The organism is Virgibacillus proomii (assembly GCF_018916875.1).
Lineage (GTDB): Bacteria > Bacillota > Bacilli > Bacillales > Amphibacillaceae > Virgibacillus > Virgibacillus proomii_B.
The window spans coordinates 225379-250269 of the sequence record NZ_JAHLNO010000028.1; the positions used below are offsets into that span (position 1 = coordinate 225379).

General features: G+C 35.4%; 20 protein-coding genes and 3 pseudogenes. 15 read left to right on the forward strand and 8 right to left on the reverse strand.

Annotated elements, in window-relative coordinates:
• Nucleotides 1-30: 30 nt before the first annotated feature.
• The 6 genes and pseudogenes from KQI21_RS15230 (at nt 31) to KQI21_RS15255 (ending at nt 5466) form a co-directional block, all read left to right on the forward strand.
• On the forward strand, nt 31-351 hold the full coding sequence (locus tag KQI21_RS15230; RefSeq protein WP_216485083.1) for a thioredoxin family protein: 321 nt from the start codon (nt 31-33) through the stop codon (nt 349-351).
• Between the two features lie 119 nt (nt 352-470).
• Nucleotides 471-800 (forward strand): annotated as a pseudogene (locus KQI21_RS15235) (GNAT family N-acetyltransferase); the annotation flags it as partial.
• 405 nt (nt 801-1205) lie between these two features.
• Nucleotides 1206-1904 (forward strand): response regulator transcription factor, encoded by a 699-nt coding sequence (locus KQI21_RS15240; RefSeq protein WP_216485084.1) that lies wholly within the window; start codon nt 1206-1208, stop codon nt 1902-1904.
• Nucleotides 1901-3265, forward strand: coding sequence for a HAMP domain-containing sensor histidine kinase (locus tag KQI21_RS15245; protein ID WP_216485085.1), 1365 nt, complete (start codon nt 1901-1903; stop codon nt 3263-3265). Before KQI21_RS15240 ends, KQI21_RS15245 begins: the two co-directional genes overlap by 4 nt.
• Nucleotides 3266-3393: 128 nt before the next feature.
• Nucleotides 3394-3987, forward strand: coding sequence for a PepSY domain-containing protein (locus KQI21_RS15250; protein ID WP_216485086.1), 594 nt, complete (start codon nt 3394-3396; stop codon nt 3985-3987).
• A gap of 924 nt (nt 3988-4911) precedes the next feature.
• Nucleotides 4912-5466: a PepSY domain-containing protein gene (locus tag KQI21_RS15255; protein ID WP_216485087.1), complete on the forward strand. Its 555-nt coding sequence runs from the start codon at nt 4912-4914 to the stop codon at nt 5464-5466.
• A 351-nt stretch (nt 5467-5817) separates the two neighbouring features.
• Here the strand turns inward: KQI21_RS15255 and KQI21_RS15260 are convergent, their stop codons facing one another.
• The 3 genes and pseudogenes from KQI21_RS15260 to KQI21_RS15270 form a co-directional block, all read right to left on the reverse strand.
• Nucleotides 5818-7398, reverse strand: a complete 1581-nt coding sequence (locus KQI21_RS15260; protein ID WP_216485088.1) for a bifunctional metallophosphatase/5'-nucleotidase — start codon at nt 7396-7398, stop codon at nt 5818-5820.
• A gap of 225 nt (nt 7399-7623) precedes the next feature.
• A pseudogene (phnE, locus tag KQI21_RS15265) lies at nt 7624-8420 on the reverse strand (phosphonate ABC transporter, permease protein PhnE).
• Nucleotides 8416-8762 (reverse strand): annotated as a pseudogene (locus tag KQI21_RS15270) (PhnD/SsuA/transferrin family substrate-binding protein); the annotation flags it as partial. The pseudogenes phnE and KQI21_RS15270, both read right to left, overlap by 5 nt.
• Before the next feature lie 1026 nt (nt 8763-9788).
• Between KQI21_RS15270 and KQI21_RS15275 the strand changes: the two are divergent.
• From KQI21_RS15275 to KQI21_RS15310, 8 genes are all read left to right on the forward strand, one after another.
• Nucleotides 9789-10019: a diacylglycerol kinase family protein gene (locus KQI21_RS15275; protein WP_216485089.1), complete on the forward strand. Its 231-nt coding sequence runs from the start codon at nt 9789-9791 to the stop codon at nt 10017-10019.
• Between the two features lie 558 nt (nt 10020-10577).
• Nucleotides 10578-11273, forward strand: coding sequence for an ABC transporter ATP-binding protein (locus KQI21_RS15280; protein WP_216485090.1), 696 nt, complete (start codon nt 10578-10580; stop codon nt 11271-11273).
• Nucleotides 11270-12685: a hypothetical protein gene (locus tag KQI21_RS15285; protein ID WP_216485091.1), complete on the forward strand. Its 1416-nt coding sequence runs from the start codon at nt 11270-11272 to the stop codon at nt 12683-12685. The genes KQI21_RS15280 and KQI21_RS15285 overlap by 4 nt, the downstream gene beginning before the upstream one ends.
• A gap of 107 nt (nt 12686-12792) precedes the next feature.
• A complete protein-coding gene (locus KQI21_RS15290; protein WP_216485092.1) occupies nt 12793-13257 on the forward strand; it encodes a MarR family winged helix-turn-helix transcriptional regulator in 465 nt (154 codons plus the stop codon).
• 217 nt (nt 13258-13474) lie between these two features.
• Nucleotides 13475-13687 (forward strand): hypothetical protein, encoded by a 213-nt coding sequence (locus tag KQI21_RS15295; RefSeq protein ID WP_216485093.1) that lies wholly within the window; start codon nt 13475-13477, stop codon nt 13685-13687.
• Nucleotides 13688-14337: 650 nt separating this feature from the next.
• Nucleotides 14338-14559, forward strand: a complete 222-nt coding sequence (locus KQI21_RS15300; protein WP_216485094.1) for a thioredoxin domain-containing protein — start codon at nt 14338-14340, stop codon at nt 14557-14559.
• A gap of 84 nt (nt 14560-14643) precedes the next feature.
• Complete coding sequence (locus tag KQI21_RS15305; protein ID WP_216485095.1) at nt 14644-15051, forward strand: hypothetical protein; 408 nt, start codon at nt 14644-14646, stop codon at nt 15049-15051.
• A 286-nt stretch (nt 15052-15337) separates the two neighbouring features.
• The gene (locus KQI21_RS15310; protein ID WP_216485096.1) at nt 15338-16036 is read left to right on the forward strand and encodes an alpha/beta hydrolase; all 699 of its coding nucleotides are present in this window, start codon (nt 15338-15340) and stop codon (nt 16034-16036) included.
• A gap of 329 nt (nt 16037-16365) precedes the next feature.
• Here the strand turns inward: KQI21_RS15310 and KQI21_RS15315 are convergent, their stop codons facing one another.
• Both KQI21_RS15315 and KQI21_RS15320 read right to left on the reverse strand, forming a co-directional pair.
• Nucleotides 16366-17226 (reverse strand): DegV family protein, encoded by an 861-nt coding sequence (locus KQI21_RS15315; RefSeq protein WP_216485097.1) that lies wholly within the window; start codon nt 17224-17226, stop codon nt 16366-16368.
• 22 nt (nt 17227-17248) lie between these two features.
• A complete protein-coding gene (locus KQI21_RS15320) occupies nt 17249-18163 on the reverse strand; it encodes a DMT family transporter (RefSeq protein WP_216485098.1) in 915 nt (304 codons plus the stop codon).
• A 588-nt stretch (nt 18164-18751) separates the two neighbouring features.
• On the opposite strand from KQI21_RS15320, the gene cshA reads away from it, so the two are divergent.
• Entirely contained in the window at nt 18752-20230 is a 1479-nt protein-coding gene (cshA, locus tag KQI21_RS15325) for a degradosome RNA helicase CshA (protein WP_216485099.1), read from the forward strand.
• A gap of 1384 nt (nt 20231-21614) precedes the next feature.
• On the opposite strand, the gene KQI21_RS15330 is transcribed toward cshA, so the two are convergent.
• From KQI21_RS15330 to KQI21_RS15340, 3 genes are all read right to left on the reverse strand, one after another.
• Entirely contained in the window at nt 21615-22250 is a 636-nt protein-coding gene (locus KQI21_RS15330; protein ID WP_216485100.1) for an HAD family hydrolase, read from the reverse strand.
• Between the two features lie 386 nt (nt 22251-22636).
• Nucleotides 22637-23590: a LacI family DNA-binding transcriptional regulator gene (locus KQI21_RS15335; protein ID WP_216485101.1), complete on the reverse strand. Its 954-nt coding sequence runs from the start codon at nt 23588-23590 to the stop codon at nt 22637-22639.
• A 256-nt stretch (nt 23591-23846) separates the two neighbouring features.
• Entirely contained in the window at nt 23847-24626 is a 780-nt protein-coding gene (locus tag KQI21_RS15340) for a rhomboid family intramembrane serine protease (protein ID WP_216485102.1), read from the reverse strand.
• Nucleotides 24627-24891 lie beyond the last annotated feature (265 nt).

Here is a 24891-nt window from a genome sequence, read left to right on the forward strand (position 1 = left end):
ACAATAAAGGGCAGGAGAGGGGGAGTTAGTATGGAACGATTAAGTACAGAACAAGCTTTCAATAAAGTTATTCAAAGCGAGAAGCCTGTAATCATTAAATTTTTTGCCGACTGGTGTCCGGATTGTAAACGGCTGGATATGTTTATTGGCGATATTATCACTGAATATAACAATTATAAATGGTATGAAATAAATACGGATGAAGTGAAAGGTATTGCTGAAAAATATGAGGTCATGGGAATTCCAAGCATTTTAGTTTTTCAAGGCGGGGAGAAAAAAGCACATCAACATAGTGCTTACACAAAAACTCCTGAATCGGTAAGGGACTTTCTGTACCAACATTTAGGATAAATATTAGGGTTTGCTGATGGTTATCGGCAAACCCTTTTTTATCTAGCATGTAACTGGCAGTAAGACCTGCCCTTCCATGCTAGAGGTGAAAAACCTAGGAGGATAAGTGGAGGATCCAACTCGGCTGTACTGGACTGCATCGGATTAATTGGCAAGTTCCAAAATTTGAAATAGGTTACTGGATTGATACGAGATACGAAGGGCAAGGTTTTATGTCCGAGCGGTAACTGGATTGACGAAATTTGCATTTCAAGAGCTAAAAGCTAATCGAGTGGAAATATGTTGTGATGAACAAAATATCGTAGCAGGGCAATACCAGAAAGGTTAAGGTTTGTATTAGAAGGCATTTTTTATAATGACGCTTATCGGTAGAAGGGGATGAACTGCGGAATAAGCTAAGACCCAACGCTAGCAGACTTTTTTCCAATTATTTGTTATGTTTAAGATAAGCTAAAATATAGTTGAAGCCTATTATCTATAAAACGGTTTTATTGAAGTGGAAGAGTAGACTATTTTACAAATAGAAGAATTATTATTTAATGTAATGATTTGCATCGTTATTATTTCTCAATAATCAACGGTAAAGTAAATTAGTTTTTAGAAACCATAAATTTTAACCCAGGAGTTCATAAGCTATTGCTTTGATAACTATCTAATTGGATGAATAGCTATTTACAGATTATTGCTATTTTTAAGTAGACACACTATATCCTATTACATTTAGGTAGCCTACTATTTCACGAGTTCATAAGTGCAAAGAAGGAAACATGTTAAAAAAAGATAAAATATACTAACTTAGGTAATAATATACAGCAAATGAATTAGTTAGCACTATATAAAAAGCAGGTGTAAACATGGGGAAACCAAAAATATTAATTGTAGAAGATGAAAAAAAATTAAGCAGAGTACTTCAGTTAGAGTTGGAATATGAAAATTACGAGACAGAAATAGCTGAAGACGGTAAAATCGCGTTAGCGGAGATGGAACAGAAAAAATGGGATCTCGTGCTACTTGATATTATGTTACCAAAACTAAGCGGATTAGAGGTTCTACGGAGGGTTAGAAGATTCGATGAAACAACTCCAATTCTATTATTAACAGCACGTGATCAAGTACATGATAAAGTTAGTGGTCTTGATTTAGGGGCAAATGATTATATAACAAAGCCGTTCCAAATTGAAGAGCTACTAGCCAGGATCCGTGTACACTTACGTAATCCGATTAGTAAGCGGGAAAATGGGGATGTTTTTACAGTCGGCGATTTATATGTGAATGTCAGTAGCAGAGAAGTAAAACGCAACGAGAAACAGATTGAATTAACACCTCGGGAGTTTGATTTACTCGTTTGTTTATTAAAAAATAAAAATATCGTGTTAACTAGAGAACAGCTTATCGAAGACGTCTGGGGATTTGATTATTATGGAGATACAAATGTTGTTGATGTTTACATCCGTTATTTGCGACAGAAAATAGATAAAGGATATGATCAGACATATATTCAAACAGTTCGAGGAGTAGGCTATACAATAAAGGATAAGGATACGGAAACATGAAACTAAAGACAAAAATCCAATTATACTCCAGCTTGTTCATGCTAATTGTAATATTAATTATTAATACAGCAATCTACATGTTGTTTTATAAAATTTCTACAGATGGTTACTTAGAGGACTTGGCACATCAAACGGAAAGATTAGTTGAGACGATTAACGAACAGCCTGATGTCGCGTCGAAAGAGTTATTTCGCTCTTTCTCTCCACAGCAAGGGATGATTCGTGTAATTAATCAAGCTGGCACGGTATTTATTTCTGCTGGGCAGGCAGTTAAGTATGATATACCATTAGATTTTTCCACGAAAGAAACGCAGCAAATTATCAAACAAAAGGATACACCCAATGTTGCAGTTATAAATAAACCAGTTATTTGGGGGACAGGTAATCATGCAGGTGAAGTAGTTACACTGCAGGTATCGAATCAGTTAACAACCTTGGATAGTACGATGACAACTTTATTTTATGTGTTACTTGTCTCGTCTGGAATTATATTAGTTCCAATTATATTTGGCGGAAATATATTGAGTAGATTTTTATTAAATCCAATCAAAATGTTAATTCAAACGATGCGAGAAAATATGAAAAAGGGCAATTGGAAAAAAATTAATGTAGAAAACCGTTCCCGTGATGAATTATATGAAATGGAAATGACATTTAATAAAATGATTGATTATTTAAAAGATAACTTTGAAAAACAGGAGATTTTTGTTTCTGATGCTTCCCATGAATTAAAAACACCAATCTCAATTGTAAAAAGCTATGCACAGCTTCTAAAGCGTAGAGGAATAGACAATCCAAAGCTTGTAAAGGAAGCAATGGAAGCAATCGACTCAGAATCAGATCGCATGAGTAAATTAGTAGAGCAAATGCTCATATTAGCGAAAAATAAAAATGGTGCTAGTATGGACCAGGTTGATCTTGTTACTTTAATAGAGGAAACGGTAAAGACTTTTCAAGGTGCGTATGGAAGAGAGGTACTATTTCATAAACCCGAAAGTTCCATTATTCTTACTGGAAATAAAGATCAGTTGGAACAAGTTATTTATATATTGATTGATAATGCCTTAAAATATAGCAACGATCGCGTAGAGATTCGTTTATCAGAAAAAAATAAGCAGGCGGTCATCAACGTAAGAGATTACGGATCGGGTATTCCAGAACAAGAACAGAATCGTATTTTCGAACGCTTTTACCGAGTAGATAAAGCGAGAAGTCGGGATACTGGCGGAACAGGGCTGGGCTTGGCAATAGCTAGGACGATTGTAAAAGAACATCAAGGTGATATTAAGGTGAAAAGTAAGATGGGGGAGGGGTCAACGTTTATCGTTACACTTCCCATCGAAATTCTTAGCAAATTTTAATGATATTAACAGTTACTTCTCAGTTAGTTATTGTATGCTGAAAGAGGGAAAGTTGAAACAGAACACTGTAAAGCCGGAATAGAACACTTCGAAGTTCTCCCTTAGAAAAAAGCAAGGGGTGATAAACATTGAATAAAAAAACAGGAGTTATCCTTGCATGTATTATTGGTTTAGCTTTAATTGGTTTTAGTGTATTTTATTTTGGTTCCACATCTTCAAGCGCAGAAATAACAAAAGTAGAAGCTAAGGATATTATTTCAAGCCAGTATCCTGGTAAAATCAAAGGTGATGTGGAAAAGGATGAGAAAAGCGGCTATTATTATGCCCTTATCGATCATGAGGGAAAGATTTTCGAAATAAAAATAAATGAGAAAACGGGAGAAGTTATGAATTTAAGAGAACTGAGTGCTCCTGATAAAAAGAAGGATAAACAAGATAAACAACCGAAAGATGTACAAGATCCAACTGAAAAAGATAATATGATTAAAGATAAAGACAAAAACAATTCCGAAGAACTTAAAGTAGTTGTTCATGAGGAGCAAGCCAAGGAACTAGCCCTTAAAGAATTTGCAGGAACGATTGAAGATTTTGAACTAGAGGAAGAAGACGGTAGTTTTGTGTATGAAGTAAAAGTTGTTAATGGGGAAGATGAAGCAGAGATAACGATTGATGCTTTTACTGGCGAGATTTTATTTACAGAAATTGAAAGAGAAGATGATTGATTAGCTTCTGGTGAAAAATGACCAGAAGTTTTTCTTTTGTCCTTTTTTAGGAAATTATCTTCGTTTCTACATGTGGATATCTTTTTTGAAAGCAGCTTCGTCGTCTAGCTTCAGCGCTCAAGCGACTAGCAAACTTCGCTCTTCTTCCTACGATAAGTCAACATCGGCTCGAATTTAAAGGAATGCCTACTAAAGGGGGCTTGTCGCTTAGGCGTCGGCCTACCCCTGTTAGGGCATGTTCCCTTTATCTCGTCAGAAGTTCTCCAGTTTGTACGTCGCTACCCGAGCGCTTGTCCTTTTGATGTCTAGCTTCAGCGCTCAAGCGACTAGCAAACTTCGCTCTTCTTCCTACGATAAGTTAACATCGGCTCGAATTTAAAGGAATGCCGACTAAAGGGGGCTTGTCGCTTAGGCGTCGCCCTACCCCTGTTGCAGGGCATGTTTCCTTTATCTCGTCAGAAGTTCTCCAGTTTGTACGTCGCTACCCGAGCGCTTGTCCTTTTGATGTCTAGCTTCAGCGCTCAAGCGACTAGTAAACTTCGCTCTTCTTCCTACGATAAGTCAACATCGGCTCGAATTTAAAGGAATGCCGACTAAAAGGGGGCTTGTCGCTCAGGCGTCGGCCTACCCCTGTTGCAGGGCATATTTCCAGAAGTTCTCCAGTTAGTATATCGTAACTAAGCACTTACGCTTTTATTTTACATATATGAAACGAGTGCTGGAATTAATTTCGCCATAAAGTGTTTAACTGTTGCATAAGTTCAATTAGCAGGTTAACGGCATTAATGCTAGATATATAGCAATATTTCTAAACATACTTATTTAAAATCCTTCTATTTCTCATTGAATTCTAATCTTATTCACACGGTGTTCTTATTCCTTGTGGTTATGATATAAATAACAACAAACAAGGAGTGAAGATAAATGAAAAAAAAGCTAGGTATTATTATTGGAGTCTTAGCAGGAGCGGTTATTTTAGGGTCAGGTGTTTATTATACAAATGCTGATGAAGTAAATCCAAAGCTTGATAGTGAGAAAATAAGAAGTATGGTTCAGGAACAATATGACGGAACCATTACAGAGTTTGAGTTGGATAAAGATCGAAACAAGGCTGTATATGAAGTCGAAGTGCAAGATAACAATACCGAATATGATTTAGAATTAGATGGAGATACAGGCGAAGTTTTGCATGAAAGTAAAAAAGAAATAAAACAGGATAGAAACAAAGAGGGTCACGATGATGACGATGCTTTAAAAAATATGGATAAAAAGAACTCTATTTCTTTAGAAGAAGCTAAGAAAATTGCTATTAAGCAATTTGATGGTGATGTTATAAGTGTTGAATTAGATAAAGAAGATAATCAGTTAGTTTACGAAGTAGAGTTAAGGAATGGCAAGCAAGAAGCAGACTTTGAAATTAATGCAGAATCAGGAGATATCTTAGAGCAAGATATCGAGACGGAAGCATATGATGATTAATTTAGTGTGAAAAAAACGAAAAGTTCGGGATGCGTAATTTTGCCGAGTAAACGGTTTGTAAGTAAAAAAGGAGCCGTATTTCTCTCATTTGAAAAATTTACTTGTAATTTTGCAAAAGATGAGAGAAAAGTGCTCCTATTTTTGATTCGTTGGCATTTTGGCAGTAAGAGATCACTGTTTTTCAAGAACGTCTGCGAACTGAGGCTTTCAAGGAGAAAAAGTATCCCTTGAATGAAGTTCCACTTTCTCTCGTTAGAAGCTCTCCAGTTTGTACATCACTAACCAAGCACTTAAAAGCTTCACAGCTCGTGCTTCTAGTAAACTGATCCCCTCAAGCTTTTGTTCAGTCGCTTACTTAGCCATGACGGAAAAGTTTTCCGTTACGGTTGCTTCTACGATTGTATATTTTTCAAAATATGCTCTAATCAACTCGACAGCATCTCTTTGAATTTCTTTAACAATCGGTTTATTTTGAAACATGGTGTAATCTCCACCACCACTTGCTCTATAGTTATTTAATACCACATGATAGCGGTCATGTTCCATAATTGGTTGATCATGATAATGCAATTTCTCGACTCTTTCGCCAGCTGGCTTTGCTACATTTATGGTGTAGGTAATTCCTTCCCACATATCGTAATTATAGTGTTGGAGTTTTGGTTTCTCATAACTAGGGTTAACGATAATGTTTCCATCTTCACCCAGCATAAAGTAAGCTGCACTCTTTTCTAGAGCTGCTTTAATGTCTTTTCCTTGCAACTCTAAAACGACGAGCGTATTCGGATACATATAGTTAGCGACAACGTCACGCATAGTAACTGTAGACTTGAAGCCTTTGGAATTGTTATTTAGTAATGACGTGACCGATATATCCACACCGCTTGCCTCCATTTGCACCTTTTGGATAAATTCAATAAATGGATGTTTTTTTATTCTAGCAAGAAAAGGATCATCAATCGTCATATCACCTTTAATATAACCAACCGGTTGATCAAGCCATTTCTGGGTAGACTGTTCAATGTCTTCCGTTTCTAATAATATTTCCTTGTCAGGTGGTATATCAGATAAAAGTTGAACAGAAGCCTGCTTGTCCTTCACTTTCCATTCAGTTCCACTGTTTTCAAATACTACTTCAATCTCTCCATAGGCGATCCCATTATTTCCAGGTTGGATAACTAATACATTATTAATACGACCGGTTAATTGTCGGTGTTGGTGACCAGTAAGTAGTATATCAATGCCATCAATCTGACATATTTCATATCCTTGATTTTCACCTGTTAATGGTTCTGTTATTTCGTGAGTTTCAATATCCCGCTCGAACCCGCCGTGATAAGCAACAATTACTAAATCAGGTTGCTCCATTTTACGAACATAAGGAACTAATTCCTTTACAGTGGTAAGGGCATCAGCAAAATGAAGACCAGCAATATGTTTTTTTGATTCCCAATTGGGTATATAATGGGTAGTCACACCAATAATAGCGACTTTTATACTTTTATTGATTATTTTAATGATATAAGGTGGTCCATATTTAGGCTTGTTGGTATTTTTATCAATAATATTAGCTGAAATCCATGGATAGATTGACTGATCAATGGCTGCCTGTAAAATTTGTTGACCAAAATTAAATTCGTGATTCCCGATCACTCCGGCATCAATGTTAATCATATTCATTGCTTTTATCATAGGATTAGGTTTGTCACTGTGTTGCTTTATATAATGGGTCATCAATGGTGTGCCTTGAATCAGATCTCCATTGTCAAGAACAAGTACATGATCAGATTTACTGCGAATCTCTTTTACTACAGTACTAAATCTTGCCAAGCTGCTATCAGCTTCTTGTTTTGTTCCATAATTTATTGGCATAATATGACCATGAACATCACTTGTGTATAAAATTAGCAGCTTTGTATTATCGGTTTTCAACATAAGCATCCTTTCTTATCGTTAAGAAATTGGATTGGACATCGTAAAAATTTTTATTTTTTTAAGAAGTATATGTTCCAAAAAAGATAAAAAGATCGAAAAGTTGGCTGTCATCATTTTAACAGATTTTTTGAATATTCTCCATACAATGCAGTTTCGACTTTCCTCTTGCTCAAGAAGCTTAAAGTTAGTCATCTGTGGGAATGAAAGACCCCGGATGAAACCTTTCTAGACAATTTTTCGCCGAATCCGTGCGGAGATAAAGTCAATTATAGTTACAACGATAATAATGGCTAATAAAATTAATCCCATTTCGTTCCAGTTGCGGTTACTGGAAGCGAAAATAATCATTGTACCGATCTTACCAGCAATACCTAAAATGGCTGAAGCCCTAATATCTACTTCAAAGCGGTAGATCGCATAGGATAAAAACTTGGGAATAATTTGTGGGATAACACCATAAAAAAGAATTTGAATTTTGTTTGCTCCATTTGCTTCGGTTGCTTCAATAACTTTCATATCAATCGATTCAATGACTTCTGAATAAAGCTTTCCCAGCATTCCAGTTGAACCAATTGCAATCGCCAGAACACCTGCAAAAGTATTGGGACCAACAGCTACAACAAATAAAATAGCAAAAATAATATCTGGGAATACACGTACTGCTGATAAAATCCATTTGCCAATGGTAGCAAGGATTTTACTGCCTGTCATATTTTTTGCAGCTAGAAAGTCTAATGGGATAGCTAATATTGCTGCCCCCCATTAGTGATCCAGCAAAGGCAATAAACACCGTCTCCCAAATCTTTAGAGCAATCTCTCCTGTAGCTGACCAACCCGGACTAAATAGTTTAGGTATAACATGGTCAAAATACTTAGCATCCATTCAAATGCTCTTTCCCAGTCGATTTCAATCCCTAGGAACGTCCAAATATAAATGGTAATCAAAGCTAAAGCAATGAGGATATACTTTACTTCTTAAACACAGACTTTGGCTGCTTTGGAGGTAATGAATAAGAGCTCATTAGCAAGGATATAGCCAAATGCAGGGATAAAGCCAATATGCACCCTGATTAGCCCCCATTGCCTCCACTAGGCTATTGTAATTAGTCATTACTTCTCCTTTTACCTCAATATCTAACTCTTCGCTTAAGCGTTTTGCCAATGGTTCTACTGTATCGGCGATCGTGTCAGAATCTTGGGAAGGGACAAAACCCATAACCAACTGATCAGGTTTTCCCGTTTGCGTTTCACTTTTTTTACCATTGGTACCGCTTTCCTTCATCATTAGAATCGTCAGAACTTCCACAGGCAGCCAGTACGACAGCCAAAATAAGTACAATAAACAGATTGTACCACTTTTTCATTTAGACCTCCTAATAAAGATACAATTTAAAAAAACCCTACACCTTTATTAAATATTATTTTAATTAAAATTTCTACACTAACTTCATAATATTTTAAATTTTTTTAATGTGAGACTACTAAAAATCAATGATCCAATGTTAAGGTTTTAATGAAATTTTTAGGTAATAAATAGTATAAGGTATTACTCCTTAAAAGATTGTAAGTATGATATGCTTCAAAATAGGAAACAATAATTACTTTAGTGAAAGAAATGTCAGCCATGCAGTGGTAAGATTATTATTTGGGCAGAAAATAACAATAACAAAAGCTTAATTAGCCAGACTTAACAATCAGTGTCTGGTAGAGAAAATCTTATCATTAAAATTTTGTAATATTATTGCATCTGAGGTGACGTAAGAGTCCGCTCCGAGGGTTATAGAGAATAGAAAGGCGTCTAAGTGCTGAGATAACGGCACCTAAACGCCCGATTCGTTTAGATAACAGGACAAGGAAAACTACGACAGCGACGCATCGCACGCAGAAAAAGCGTTCTTCTTTTTCAAGGACAAGGAAAACTACGACAGCGACGCATCGCACGCAGCATGCATTATTTCTATATAATGGGAATGCCGGTCAGGATGGCTTAGAAGAAAAATTGGCAGCAACCTTATTATATACGGTACATACTGGCTTAAATGCCATTGCTCCCTTGCGAAAGCGCCCCACTGTTGCCGTATTACCCGGAGGTACATGTAATGATTTTTAGTAGAATGCTGAGAATGCCGCAGCAATTAAAGGAGACACATCTGTAATTGTAAACGGCAAAATTGTCGATGTGGATGTTGGGAAAGCGAATGATACGTATTTCCTTAATTTTTGGGAGATCGGATTAGTTGCAAAAACATCACAAAACATAGATGAAGGGAAAAAGAGAAATTTAGGGGTATTTAGTTACTATATTAGTACGCTTAAAACCGTTAGTAAAACAACAAGCTTCCGCTACTCTATCCTAACTGGCAATAATACGTATTAGGGAGAAGTTCGTCATGATTTTAGTATTAAACGGGCGATTTTTAGGTACACAGGAGATTCCGATAGCAAACCTTCAACCAGATGATGGAAAATTAGATGTGCTTATAGTAAAAAATTCCAATCTTGCTTTTTTTCGCGAACTCTTATCATTGAATGACCCAGATACAAAGTTAGCTTATCTTAACGAAATTATGTACTTACAAACGGATTCCTTATATATTAAACAGAGAAACCAAAAGAAGTAGATATGGATGGAGAAATTGCTTTAGGAACACCTTCTAAAATTACATTATTACCTTGTCATTTACAAATGATTCAAGCAAGATAATAAAAATAACTTAAATAGAAGTTTAAAACGTCCAGTAAAAATGACTTTGAATTTCATCATACATTAGAATAGGTAAAAATTCAGAGTTGAATTTTAGATGAGGTAATGGAAATTTTAATTTCGCATGTAAGGTAATGTACTTTTTCTAAACTTTAATAATTTAGAAATAAAAAAGCGAAAGATAGCGGCACTTAAATGTCCGATTCGTTCGGGTCGACAGAACAATAAAGCTTTGACAGCGACATACTTTGGTTTTTTTCAAGGATGTAAAACGTCGACAATGGCACACATGATTTTCCCACGTCGTTTGATCTTAGCCGAACTCCGTCTTTTTATCTTCTTCATGTGAAAAGCATTTTAAAAGACAAAACAACACGAATTTTTATCGGGAATTGTATTGTTTGATGAATCTTATTAAAGTAATTTTACGTACTATTATACATATCTAGTATTTTTTGTAGAGAGGGGAAGTAGATTGAAAGCGTTAGAGGTGATTGAAGTAACGACAGAAATTGATCAAAAGAAACTTATTGATCATGCCTCATTTTCATTGCCTCAAGGAACCATTACGGCACTTGTGGGGCATAACGGTGCTGGAAAATCAACGTTACTAAAAACAATAATGGGAATGATAAAAAAGGCTCAAGGGAAAATAATCATTAACGAGTCTTTCCATCAAGATGACGATTTTATAACGTTTAAGCTATTACTCTCGTACCTTCCTGAAGAACCGATGTTGTTAACAGAATTAACAGTTATGCAGCATTTTCAGCTTTATGGAATGAGCTATGAAATAGCAAAAAATGAGTTGAACGAACGAATTGATCGAATGGTAAAAGGGTTTGAGCTTGTAGATAAGCTTGACGAATATCCTGAATCGTTGTCCAAAGGAATGAGACAAAAGGTGCAAACGATTTGTGCGCTCTTGCCGGATACACCGTTGTTATTGATTGATGAACCATTTATGGGATTAGATATTTATGCCGTAGACTATTTCGAACAGTTGATGAAAGAGAAAACAGAAATTGGAACAACCGTTCTTGTTACTAGCCATCAGCTGGAGCGGATGAAGGGAATAGCTGATGCCTTTATTATGCTAAAGGAAGGGAAAATCCACAGTCAAGGACCGATTGATCAATTTGCAACGATAGATAGGAGAATTAAGAAATGATTCGGCGTCCATCGCTTTTGAAGAGTTTCTTATTCATCCGAAGAAACCGGTTTAAAAAGAAACGAAAATTGAATAAAATGGCTTTAGAGCTGCTACTGGATAAAACAACCGCTATTTATGCAGGATTACTATTTACTTACTTGTTTGCCGCCATGTTTATCTTTGGTGATGTTATGGCAGAATTTAATAATTACTTTTTATTTGTAGAAGAACATGCGCAGAAAGGGTTTTGGCTATTAACTGCTGCTTTACCGATCCGATATGTGTTCAATGCTTTTCGTGAACCGGGTGTCTTGTTTTCCACTGCTGAATATCAATTGTCATTACTACCGTATAAAAGGGAAAGTATTTGGTTTTTGACATTGGTGGAAAGATGGATAAAGAAGCTGATCATTTATGTCTTTATTGGTGGAATTGCTGCACTTTTAACGCCTATTGATACAAAAATTATTTTTATGTTTGTTAGTTTGATTCTCGGTTTTGATATTTTCATGTCGGTCCCTCAGTGGAAGTTATTTCAACAGCGGTTGTCTGTTAAAATAGGACTCTTTTTATGGATGCTTATAATCAGTGGAATTGGTTTTCTGGTAAATAGTGAAAGGGTAGGAATTGCAATCGTTGGAGCAATTGTCTTCGTAAATATCATTCTAATACCACGTTTGTTTTGGCAAATAAATTGGTCAAAAGTAACGGAAATTAGTGATTTCACGCTTTGGCGAATGCAGCTAGCTGGATTTGCTTCGAAAACTAAGTTTAGGCGGCCTAAAAGCTATACGATATTTCAAAATAGCTATAAACAAAAGCAGCCATTTCAATCAACAGTACAGATGTATAATCGTTTATGGAAATTATATGTTATGAAACAGCATGAATTAATCTTTCGTTCTCTTGGTTCGCTTTTTATCTTGCTGACTGTTTTTATATTTGTACCTAAATGGCTATTTTTTGTTGGCGTAGCTGTTACAATTTATGTGTATACTTCAATAGCTTCTAGCTTTTACTTAGATCGGTTTAGTAATGATATGATACAGATACTACCATGGTCACTTGAAGACTATAAAAAAGGTTTCCTCAAATTGGCACATATTGGAATCCTGCTCTTATTTATCCCAATAATTATTTTTTATATTTTATATCCCACTTGGTGGATACCTTTACATGCACTGCTGTTTTGGACTTCGTATATTTATTTAATGCATGTAAAAATAACCAAAACAAACCAGATGATAAAAAACCAAAAATTCGTTTCACAGCTAGAAGAGAGTCTCGGGTATTTATCTGTTATTTGTATAGCTATCAGTGGAATATATCCAGCTGTTTCCATGAGCTCTTTCCTATTTGTTTTTCTACTTTATTCCAAATTAAATAAAAGTAAGTCTCCAGCTCAAGATCAAGTGTCAAATGAAGGGTAAAATGAGAGATTGAGTAATGGTTCGAATTGGCATGGTTTTATGATTTTTGAGAGAAAAATAGAGCGTGCTATTGAAGTTTTCACTGTGATAATAAAGGGGGAAATATGATGAACTACGATCGTTTATTAAAAGAGAAACAAGAAAATAATTCGCTTAAATTATTTGTTGTTTTATCGAAGGCTTATCGTAGTCTAATGGAACAAGTAGAAGCAGATATTCAAAGCAGAGGGCTTAATTTAACTGATTTTGCTGTATTGGAATTGCTTTATCATAAAGGTGCTCAGCCATTAAAAGTAATAGGTAAAAAAATTCTACTAACAAGTGGAAGTATTACGTATGTAGTGAATAAATTGGAGAATAAGCGTTATTTAGTCCGAATTCCCAATCATCATGACCGTCGTGTTACGTTCGCAAAAATTACTGATAAAGGTGCTGATTTACTTCACCATATCTTTCCTGGGCACTGGGCAAGAATTGAAGAAATTACTAGCGGTTTAAACGAAACGGAAAAGGTAATGGCAATTGACTTATTACGTAAGTTGGGAAATCGATTCAGCATGTATCAGCTGTAAAAAAATCTTCTATGTAGGCTACTTCACCATTCGTTTCCTTAAACCAATTCACTTAAAAACTAGAGTTTTTAATTATGCTGCATCTAAGGCTCCTACTTCAAGTGTTGTAGAGAATGCGAAGAAGTCTAAGCAGGAGATAATGGAATCTAAATGCCTGATTCGTTCAGGTCGACTGGACAAGGAAAAACTTCCTGAGTAGGTATCGCACGCAGAAAAAGTGCATTCTTTTTCAAGGACAGAGTTGATTTGGCAGCGACGCATCGCACGTAGAAAAAGCATTCTTCTTTTTCAAGGACAGAGTTGCTTCGGTAGCGACGCATCGCACGTAGAAAAAGCATTCTTCTTTTTCAAGGACAGAGTTGCTTCGGTAGCGACGCATCGCACGCAGAAAAAGCGTTCTTCTTTTTCAAGGACAAGAAAATCTCGATAACGGCACATTGCGATTTTTTAATGATGCCCGAGATTTTAGCCTTTGTTCTACTTCTATCAGTAGAGGATGAAGGAAAAGCTTTACTGATAGAAGTTGTACTTTATATAAATGGTTTCAATAAAATAGGGTAATTCTCCTCTCTTTTTTTTGCACTATAGGAAAGTATAAAACTTTATGGTTTATAGTATAAGAAAAACGATAGCTTTCGCCATAAAGACTTGGCGACAAGCCAAGTTTTTCTAAAAAATGGGGAATAGGAATAAGTGAAATAGGGAAGAAGGTATAATGTCTCTACTTAGAAGTTCTTAACTAGTTTTCGACTACCTCGATTTTCTTTGTCTACACTTTAGAATGAAAATTTCTTGTACAGGTTGATTTGATATCGTTAAGTGAATAAGCAAGGTCAGACTAGAACCATCTGTGCTAAGATTTTATACTATTGGAGTTTTTATAGGCCAAAAGAAATATGTCAAAAGCATGACAAATAGGATGCTATTTTTCATGACTTTGGCCTTTTTTTACTATAGGAAAGTATAAAATTTTAGGGTTTATAATATAAGAAAAACTACAGCTTTCGCTAAAGACTTGGCGACAAGCCAAGTTTTTCTAACGTTTTTGTTATTTTGTCCCAATTGAAAGGGGGTTAAAAAGTGGAAGAACCAGATATACTTGTTTATATTAGTGACTACAATAAGGAATGCGAAAAAGTAATACAAAACTTAAAAAAGTGGAAGATTCCTTATGAAACAAAAAATATCAATGAAAATAATCATATGAAGGAGTTACAGGATAAAGGTATATACGGCATACCAGCAATGTATAGCCTTGGCTTATTAAATAATTCATGTTTCCTATTACAGCTCATTCTATGATGGTTATAAAAATGATCCAAAGTAATCACACACATGAAGGAGTAGTCATAAACTGTAAGAAAAGATAAAGAAGGTGTGTAGGAAATGTATTATGGCCCTTATTTTGATTATGTCAATCATGATGATGATGGTTTTCGAAATTATCCTTTTTCTATACCTTATCCACCTTATTTTGAAAATAACCCGGGACAAATGGGTTTCTTTGGGAATATGCAACAAAGCCTACAAGCAAATCTGCAAACTCCTTATGATTACTTCACTAAGCCGCCACAACCAATGAATTGGCCGGGAATAAAATCAGAATCATCCCAACAAAACGCACAACAAAATACAAACCCACAAGCAAATTATCCGCCAAATCAACCACCTGGTCCAGGGCAAGCATTAAATTTAGATAAGATGTTATCTACGGTAGGTCAATTAGCTAATACGTATCATCAAGTTTCCCCAATTTTTAAGCAGTTCGGCTCGTTAATAAAAACATTCAGATGAAAAAGCTGATGTTTCCTTTCATCAGCTTTTTTATACGTAAGAAAACGAGAAGGTTGATTTAACGCTTACAAAATTTCAATGTAAATAAAGCAACTATACTGGAAAGATTAACGGGTTTGCTTCTTTTAAGAATGGACAAGGTAAAACGGTAAGGACTTAGTAAGTTCTAGTTGAAAAAATTATGCTAATTATGGAAAACAAGGAAAAATAGTTGAATATGTAAAAGGCTGTCATAATTTTTGCCAGAACGGGTAAACAAATATAGACAAGAAAGAGAGGAATCGAGATGATAGCTTGTTTAATTATCCATGGATATACTGGTGGTCCTTATGAAGTGGAGCCTTTAGCAAATTATTTAAAAGAGCATACAGATTGGCATATAGCTGTACCAACCTTACCTGGTCATGGGAGGAGGTTAAATTTAGAAGATGTGTCCCATGATGAATGGTTGAAAGCAGCGGAACAAACATTACTGCAATTAAAAAAAACATATGAGACGATCTATTTGATTGGTTTTTCCATGGGTGGCATGATTGCAGCATACCTCGCTGCAATGCATCATGTAGAAAAGCTGGTCCTTTTAGCTACATCAGGTAAATATTTATCATTTAAACAAATTGGTTTAGACATTGGAACAGTTATTAAAGACGCGATAAAAGGAAACCTGAAAAAAAATAAACTCTACATTCATTATAAAAAAAAGCTTGGTACTGTACCATTTCGGGCTAATATCGAATTTTTAAAATTGGTTAGGTTTACTAGACGTTATTTAAATAAAATTCAATCACCTGTACTTATAGCTCAAGGTCAGCAGGATGGGATGGTTCCTTACAAAACAGCTTATTACCTAAATAATGAAATTACATCAGAGGATAAAGAGGTCGTATTTTTTGACCGATCCAAGCACTTAATTTGTTTAGGGGAGGATAAGGATACGCTTAATCAAATGGTATATTCTTTTCTTACTAAACAAAACAAACATTAGAAAAACTTGGCTTATCGCCAAGTCTTTATGGCGAAAGCTATATTTTTTCTTATACTATAAAGCCTAAAGTTTTATACTTTCCTATAGTATAAAAAAAGAGTCTAAAATAGCCAGACTCTTTTAGAAATTATAGGTATGAATGGGATTATAAGCTTGCTTTCCCTATAAATATGTATGGTTTGAAAAAGCGCGTATCCATCAGTTTACGTTAAAATTTTTTGTTGCCAAACTTATACGTTAGATTAAAATCTCTACAAAGACATTAGATAACATTGGATGAATCACTGCAAGGTTCATTTCTTTAAGCCGCTAGCAAAAACATTTCTTACTTATTTATTATGTTTAAAAAATGAAATAACTAGGGCACCTTTTCCGCCGTATGTAGAAATTAATGGACCTGTGTCCATGATATAGGCATCTTTAAATGGGTATATGCTGCATATTTCAGCCAACACTTTTTTAGCGCGTTCTTCTGCGTTACAATGGGATAAGGAGATAACTTTATCTTCAAAGCTCTTTGTATATTCACCAATTTGTTCGATAAAGCGTCGGATTGATCTTTTGTCTCCTCTAACCTTTTCCGTAACTTCAATTTCCCCATCTTCACTTGCACGCATTAGTAATTTGATGTTTAATGTCTTAGCGATTTTTCCTTTTACTCGATCCAGCCGCCCTCCTTGAATTAAATTCTCTAATGTTTTTAATACAAATAAAGTAGCGGTTTGATCTGCTCGTTTTTGTATATGCTCAACTAATTCAATGAATGTATAGTTTTCTTCTATTTTTGTTATTGCCTCATGAAGTAAAAGTGCAATTCCACATGATGCCGTTTTTGTATTTATTACAGCAATGGTTCTCTCTGGTTCTTCCTCTAATAGCATGTTCATCCCAGTAACTGCATTTTCATACGTACTGCTTAACCCCTTTGTTAAGCTAAGCATTAAAATCGGCGTTTGTTTATCCACTTGTTTATATGCTTTATAAAAATCATGTGGACTAGGTGCAGAAGATCTCGGTAATTCCTCCGTTTCTTCTATTTTCTTATAAAAAGAAGGAAGATCCATATCCACCCCAGCTCTGTATTGCTTATCACTAAAATGTAAATAAAGCGGTACTTGAATAATATCAGCTTTACGTTCTAGACGCTCTGGAATATCAGCTCCGCCATCTGTCATTAATTGAATGTTCATATGCTCACCCATTTCGTATATTTTAATCATGTTGTTCTTTTTTGGAAATCGTTAAGGTTGACTTACGATTAGTACTGAGGATAAATAAAAATAGCCCAAATAACACGATAGTACCACCTAGTAATTGGAATGCTGTGATTTTTTCGTCCAAGATAAAATAGGCCAGAATGGAGGCACCTGCGGGCTCGAATACAATTGCCATGGAAATAGTTGAAGTACTCAACCATTTTAGTGCCCAATTAAACAAAGTATGGCCTAAAAAAGTTGGGAAAATAGCTAAAGCTAGAAATATCCACCAGTGATCAGCTGGATAACCGATAAATGAATTGCCCAGCATGAGGTTATACATAATTAATGTAATGGAACTTATACCATATACAACAAAGGTATAGGTCATGATAGACAAATTTCTTCTAACTTGTTGTCCAAGCAAAAAATATGCAGTTACCGTTACAGCTCCAAGTAATGCCAATATATCGCCAAACAAGGCTGTTCCACTAATCTGAAAGTCTCCCCAGCTGATAATAATACTTCCAATTAGCGCAATAAGCATACTAATAATTGCACCATATGAAAAACGTTCCTTAAAGAACAAATAGGTTCCCAAAAAAGCAAAAATAGGTTGAAGCGTTACTAAAACAACTGAGCTTGCCACCGAGGTGTAATTTAACGATTCAAACCATAATATAAAGTGAAAGGCTAAAAAAACGCCTGCAAAAATGGAAAAGATCCAATCTTTTCGATTTATTTGTTTTATTTCATGACGATATTTCTTCATAATAATCGGAGCCATTAACAGCACAGCCAATAAAAGCCGGTAATTGGCAATAATTGCAGCCGGTGCTTGGTCAGCTAACTTCACAAAAATGGCTGAAGTAGAGACAGATATGACTCCGATGGTCACTGCAATATATGGATTAAATGGAGGAAGGCGCATTCAAAACCTCCTTATCTTGTTTGTATTTCTATATAAATAAGTTGTACATATCTAATATATTCTACCACGGTTAGAATAAAAAATCATTTATCTAATTAGTATCATTATAAAAAATATGTTATGATATTCTTTGCATGAGTTCACGTGAGGCCTCTTACCATTCGGTGAAGCCTTTTTGTACTTTAGGAAGTAAAAAAACACATTCTATGATAAGCGCGTGTTCAAAGAGGAACTAAGATTTTATTTGTCTTTCCCCTTCTTTTTGAATAACCTCGGAAAAAGATGGATTTAGAAATACGCTTTATTTATATTCCCTTGTGGTCAATAAGGTGTAAAAAGACCTAAGAAGTTCAAGGTGAAGTTTTGGCGAAGAGAATGATAAACAAGCCGTCAGAAACAGACTAACGAAGAACTACATGTGTCATTTCCTTAACTTTTTGAACAACCTCTTTAAATAATTACATTTAGTATTATATACGACTGCATTCTCGGGAACTATATTAAGAACTAAAGAACTAAAGTATATAGAAGCGTCCAAGGCCTCTTGTTATAATAAAATTTTTTACAAAAAAAGGAGTAGAGGAATAGGTGACAACATTTAAAGAATTAGGCATCTCCAATCCGATAATGAAGGCATTGGGTAAAATGGGATTTGAAGAAGCCACCCCAATTCAAGCAGAGACCATTCCACTTGCGCTTGCGGGCAATGATATGATTGGACAGGCTCAGACAGGTACAGGAAAGACAGCTGCATTTGGGATACCAATGATAGAAAAATTAAATGCAAAACTACGTAAAATTCAAGGTTTAGTAGTTGCCCCTACTAGAGAGCTTGCTATACAGGTAGCTGAAGAGCTAAACCGTCTTGGAAAATTTAAAGGTATTCGTGCGTTTGCAGTGTATGGCGGACAACATATGGAACGGCAAATCCGTGCATTAAAAGACGGTCCACAAATTGTAGTAGCAACACCAGGAAGATTGCTGGATCATATGCGCAGAAAAACAATACGCACAGATTATATTCGTACTGCTGTTTTAGATGAAGCAGATGAAATGTTAAATATGGGGTTTATTGATGATATTCGCGATATTTTAAAACAAATACCAGAAGAACGGCAAACCTTACTTTTCTCAGCAACTATGCCTAAAGAAATACGCGATATCGCTACAAATTTAATGAAAAACCCAAAAGAAATAAAAATCAAAGCGAAAGAAATGACCGTAGAGAATATTGACCAATATTTTATCGAGATACCGGAAAAATATAAATTTGATACGTTAAATAACCATTTAGATATCCATTCTCCTGATCTCGCAATTGTATTTAGCCGTACGAAAAAACGTGTTGATGAAATTACGGAAGGCTTACAAGCTAGAGGCTATCGAGCAGAAGGAATCCATGGCGATTTAACACAAGGAAAACGGATGTCCGTTCTCAATAAGTTTAAACATGGTCGAATTGATGTGTTAGTCGCAACAGATGTTGCCGCAAGAGGTTTGGATATTTCTGGTGTTACGCATGTTTATAATTTCGACATACCACAGGATCCGGAAAGCTATGTTCATCGAATTGGACGAACTGGGCGTGCAGGACGTACGGGTGAAGCTATTTCGTTTATTACCCCAAGAGAAATGGCGCATTTACAATTGATCGAAAAAGTAACGAAAAGTAAAATGAAACGGATGGCTCCACCGACATACCATGATGCACAAAAGGGACAACAGCAAGTAACAGTAAGTAAAATGATTGAAACGATTGAAACAAAGGACTTAAAAGATTATCATCAAGCAGCCAATCAGTTATTAGAAGACCATGATTCCATTAGCGTTATTGCTGCAGCATTGAAGTTGCTTACGAAAGAAAGGAAGGATACTCCAGTTAAAATTTCTTCTGTAGCACCAGTTAGCGTGAAGAAAGCAATGAGTATAAAGGATAATCGCAGATCGAATAACAAGCGGTTTTATGGTAAACGCAGTCAGAGTGGACGTGGTGGTCAAAGCGGACGTAATCAGGGTGGCCGTAATCGGAAAGGTAATTTTCAAAAACGAAGAAACAGAGATTACTAATACAAAAAGCTTCTTTCAAGAAAAGAAGCTTTTTTCGTTGTACTATAGGAAAGTATAAAATTTTAGGGTTTATAGTATAATAAAAACTACAGCTTTCGCCATAAAGACTTGGCGACAAGCCAAGTTTTTCTAATCTAAGAGACAATATTAGTTTCTACATGGTGGATATCTTCATGCAAAGTAGCTAGCTTATGTACTTAAGCTGTAGCAAACTTCGCTCTTCCGCCTACGATGAGTCAACACCGGCTAAAGGAATACCAACTAAAAGCAGGCTTACCGCTCAGGCGTCGGCATATCTCTGTTTTAGTGGCAGTGGCATGTTTTCTTTATCCAAATGTAAGAGGGGCCGTATTTCTCTAATTTGAAAAGCCTGCTTATTATGGAAAACTTAAGAGAGAAATGGCTCACAATGGTTAGTAGATTTTGGCAACAAAATAACTTAAACTGAAACTAGTTTGGTTTAGGTCATATACATAACTGAGTTGAGTGTTAGTTCAGCAATAAAGAAAGTTTGGCGTACAGGAGACTGCTTAATTGTGCTAACACTTAGAACTAATTTAAGGTGAAGTCCTAATGTCGCCAAGATAATAACAGATGCTTGACGCAATAGGGTTTTGCTATCCTTACCTTTTTACTAACTTTTAGCTGGACAACCCTTATATTACTTGCAATAGGGATCTGTTTGGTTATTTACGTTATCGTGATGCGGGGTTTCTCCTTAAAAAGGAGCGGATAATACTTACATATCGAAAATGGTATAAGCAGACGTTGATTATTTTTCACAAACGAATTCAAACTATGGAAAAACAATAGCATATCATACATCGAAAACAGCATTTAGCAAACATTAAAGCATCTATTCTTGGAAATTATAGCTTAGGTAGTCATTATAAAATTAAAGAATTGGAGGAAAGAGATCGGATCATATAGCTATTCCTATCGAAAACGGTCTTCATTAAATAATGCAACGAAGAAATATGATTCTGATGTTTAACGTTTGTAAGCTAATAAAATTGGATATTTAACCTTGGAGTCTTTAAAAATTGTAACTTATAATTTAACTGACCATCACTGACCATCCATGGTCTTCCACTTTTCATGGATGGTCAGTTTCAACCCTCACTCCCATATCTAACGAGGTTGTTAGACTTGCCAATCTGAAAGTTGGGGAGTGTAAAGAAGTAAGTGAAGATATTGCCAAACACGATAGGTCTGCCGACAAGGAAAAGGGGGACGGCTATTTAAATAATTCTTGCATGAATAACAGCTTCTCAGATTCTGTTCCATAATAAGGAAACGCTCAGAAAAAAGCGAGTTTTCCTTTTAGCAGACTTGTGATCTGAGTCGTTCTTTTTAGAGTGGGTTGTCTCTCACTAAAGCAAATCTATATAATATAGGATGTTGGTTTGTTCTCTGCCTTTAAACGCAAGATATCATTAGGAGTTTTGAAAATATAATTTGCTTCGATAAATTTAGAAGTTGAAGTTAAACCCCAAGCAGCTACCCCAAAATCTACGCCTGCTGCTTTAGCACAGCGCATATCATAGATGGAATCTCCAATGTAGATGGTTTCATGTTTTTTAATTTTTAATAATTGTAAAGCAAGTAATAAAGGATCTGGATTAGGTTTATGTTTTTCTGTATCATCTGCACAGACAACAGTTTTGAAATAAGGAGCGATACTTAGTTTTTCAAATCCCGCTTGCAATTCTTTTCTATTTTGGGAAGTTACAATAGCTAAGTTTGGCAGTTGTTCAAGAACATCCGTTATTCCTGGAAATATAGGGACATTTTCCATAAATGGTTTCTGCTTTTCAAGCCAACTATGGAGTGTGGTTGGAATGTCTCCAATTTCCAAGATTTCTAAGGTTCTTAATCCGGGTATACCCATTGAAAAGCGAAGTTCTTCTAACGTTTTATTTACCCCTATCTCTTTTAACGCTGCTTGTAACGCCTCAAGGCCAATCGTTTCTGAATCGATAATCGTTCCATCCAAGTCAAAAATAAACGTGTGATACAAGTTGTTCATCTCCTTTTTGTTGTTTGATATTAAGTTTAGAAGATGAAACGCATTTCAGGTCAATACATTTTATAGTTTTTTTATCTGTGTAATCATGAAGACATGAAGTATGGATTGGATTGTACGTTATATGTTAGGAAGGGAAAGGAAAATGCTATTCTTAATATGATCCATTCGTTTGGAAAATAAGAGTGGCCGTTATACATTTTACAGGTAGTGGGGATGAACTGTAAGAAGGGGAATTTTCTTTTTAAAGAAGGGTTGACTGGGAGGGGGAAACATATTCCCCACGCAATAAAAGAATTTTTTACAAGGATAAGAAAGCAATAATTATGCTTCATGTATAACGTTATACATGAGAATTGGCACAAATTCCATCAGTATTGTTAAATGGAGGCTCGTTGAATAATTTCATATGACGTTTTTACTTTAGCTGAGGATTTTTTTACTGCAAGCTCAAACGCCTGCTCACCAACTTTTCCTAAACGATGATGAAGCGTTGAAATTCCGAGAGCGACCCCAATTGGTTGATTTTCCTGACCGATAATCGCAATGTCTCGCGGCACATGAAGGCCAATGGATTTTGCATACTGATAAATGGCGCCGGCTACCTCGTCGCCATTAGCAAAGATTGCAGTAGGTTGATTTTTTAATGCTAACAATGTTTTAGCTGCTTTATATCCATCTTCAAAACAAAAGCAGTTTGAAATATGCAATTCTGGATTTACATGGCCAATGACAGATTCATAAGCGGCAATCGTTTGTCTTGTACTTAAGCTTTCAGCAGCTTCTCTTGCGGTAGTAAAAGCAATGTTTGTATATCCTTTATTTTTTAATGTTTTAAAGACATCTATATAAGATGCGTAGCGGTCCAAATATGAACAACCGATTTCCTTGAACTCCGTATATTCACAAGAAATAATGGTACCGTATTTAGTAAAAGGAACGATTTTATCCCAGCTGTTTGATCTGGATGTTATAATTATCGCATCTAGCAGTTTATTTTTAAGCATTGCTAAATATTCCAGTTCTTTTTGCTTGTTATATTTTGTTGGAAGAACGGCAACAGAATAATCAAGTTCAGTAGATTTATTAAGAATGCCATGTAACATTTGATCAAATGCCTGATTATTGTTATATGGAATAATAACACCAATCATTCTCGTCTCTCCCCGTATCAAATCAACAGCATTTCTATTCGGCATGTAATTTAATTCTTGGATTATCTTTTGTACTCGCTTTCTCTTTTCTTCCGATACATATTTATGGTTATTTAATACTCTGGAAACAGTCGAAACAGAAACACCAGCTAATTTAGCAATTTCGTAAATATTTGCCATGCTTTTCTCCTCCTAATGCTTATTTTTAATCGTCTATAGCAATTGTTTTAATCTATCGGTAGAGTTTCTGGAGAAAGATCGTATTAAAAAAGTTAACTTAAGTTTGGATTGGTTCTCTTTGTCTAACTAATATTCCATAAAGAGAACTCCACAAAATAAAGTTTTACAATACCGAGCATTAACTGGTAGTCATTCATTTGGACTGCTTTCGAAAACAAAAACACGGCGATATTTGATTATGGACTATGAATGGACATCAAAAAAACCGGCTAAGGAGACCTAGTAATGCTAAAACAGCTAAAATAATCCACAAAATGTTTTTCTTTGCAGAACGTGGAAACCGACGCTTTTCCCAACGCTTGGGATCGAATTGAATGCTGCCATCATCATTTTTATAACGTCTTCGTCTTACTAGAGAAGCCCAAGGGTTATATGCTTCGGCACCAGCTAAAACGACCGGAGCTATAATGAATCCGCCAATAAATCCAAAGACATGACCATAAATATTTATATTTGGACGAATGAATGTCATAATTAGTCCAATGACTAATATGGTTGTTATCATTTGTGAACTCACTTGATCAATTAAATGCTTACGAAAGAACACCATAAATAGATAAATACCAAATAAACCAAATATAGCTCCAGATGCTCCAACATGAGTAAAAAAGTAGTTAGATGGTGCAAACAGATAGGTTCCTATATTACCAATTAGTCCTGCAAACAGATAGGCCAAAATAAACTTACTTCTTCCTAACATTTGTTCTAGTGCCGGCCCAAATAACACGAGTGAAAAGGAATTGAACAGTACGTGCATTAAATCGGCATGAAGAAAAATTGGTGTAATTAATCTCCAATATTCCCCTTGAGAAATAAAGTAATTATTACCCTCGCCTAATTGATAAATCATTATTCCAATAGGTAACTGTAGGAAGTTAATCATGAACCATAACACTAGATGGATGATCACTAATATAGAGACAACCGGATAAGATTGCATAAATTCTTTTATACTTCTTTCGTTTCGAATAAACATTGGACTCCTCCAAATAGTTTGTTTTTAAAAATTGAAGCGATCAATGGATTGGTGCTGAGTGAAATTAATTTAACTAAATATTATATAGATATTTTGACACTAGCGTTGCATAAATAATATCTAAATTTTCTGTTTTAATTATTTAGCCAAGAGAGCCAAAAAAGTAAATGCCCAACTAAAGGTGGCTCCATCCATTTGGAATATATTTACAATTAGACTAAGGTGGCAGCGACGTTTTCGTTATTAAGAAGCACCTTTTCCTTCT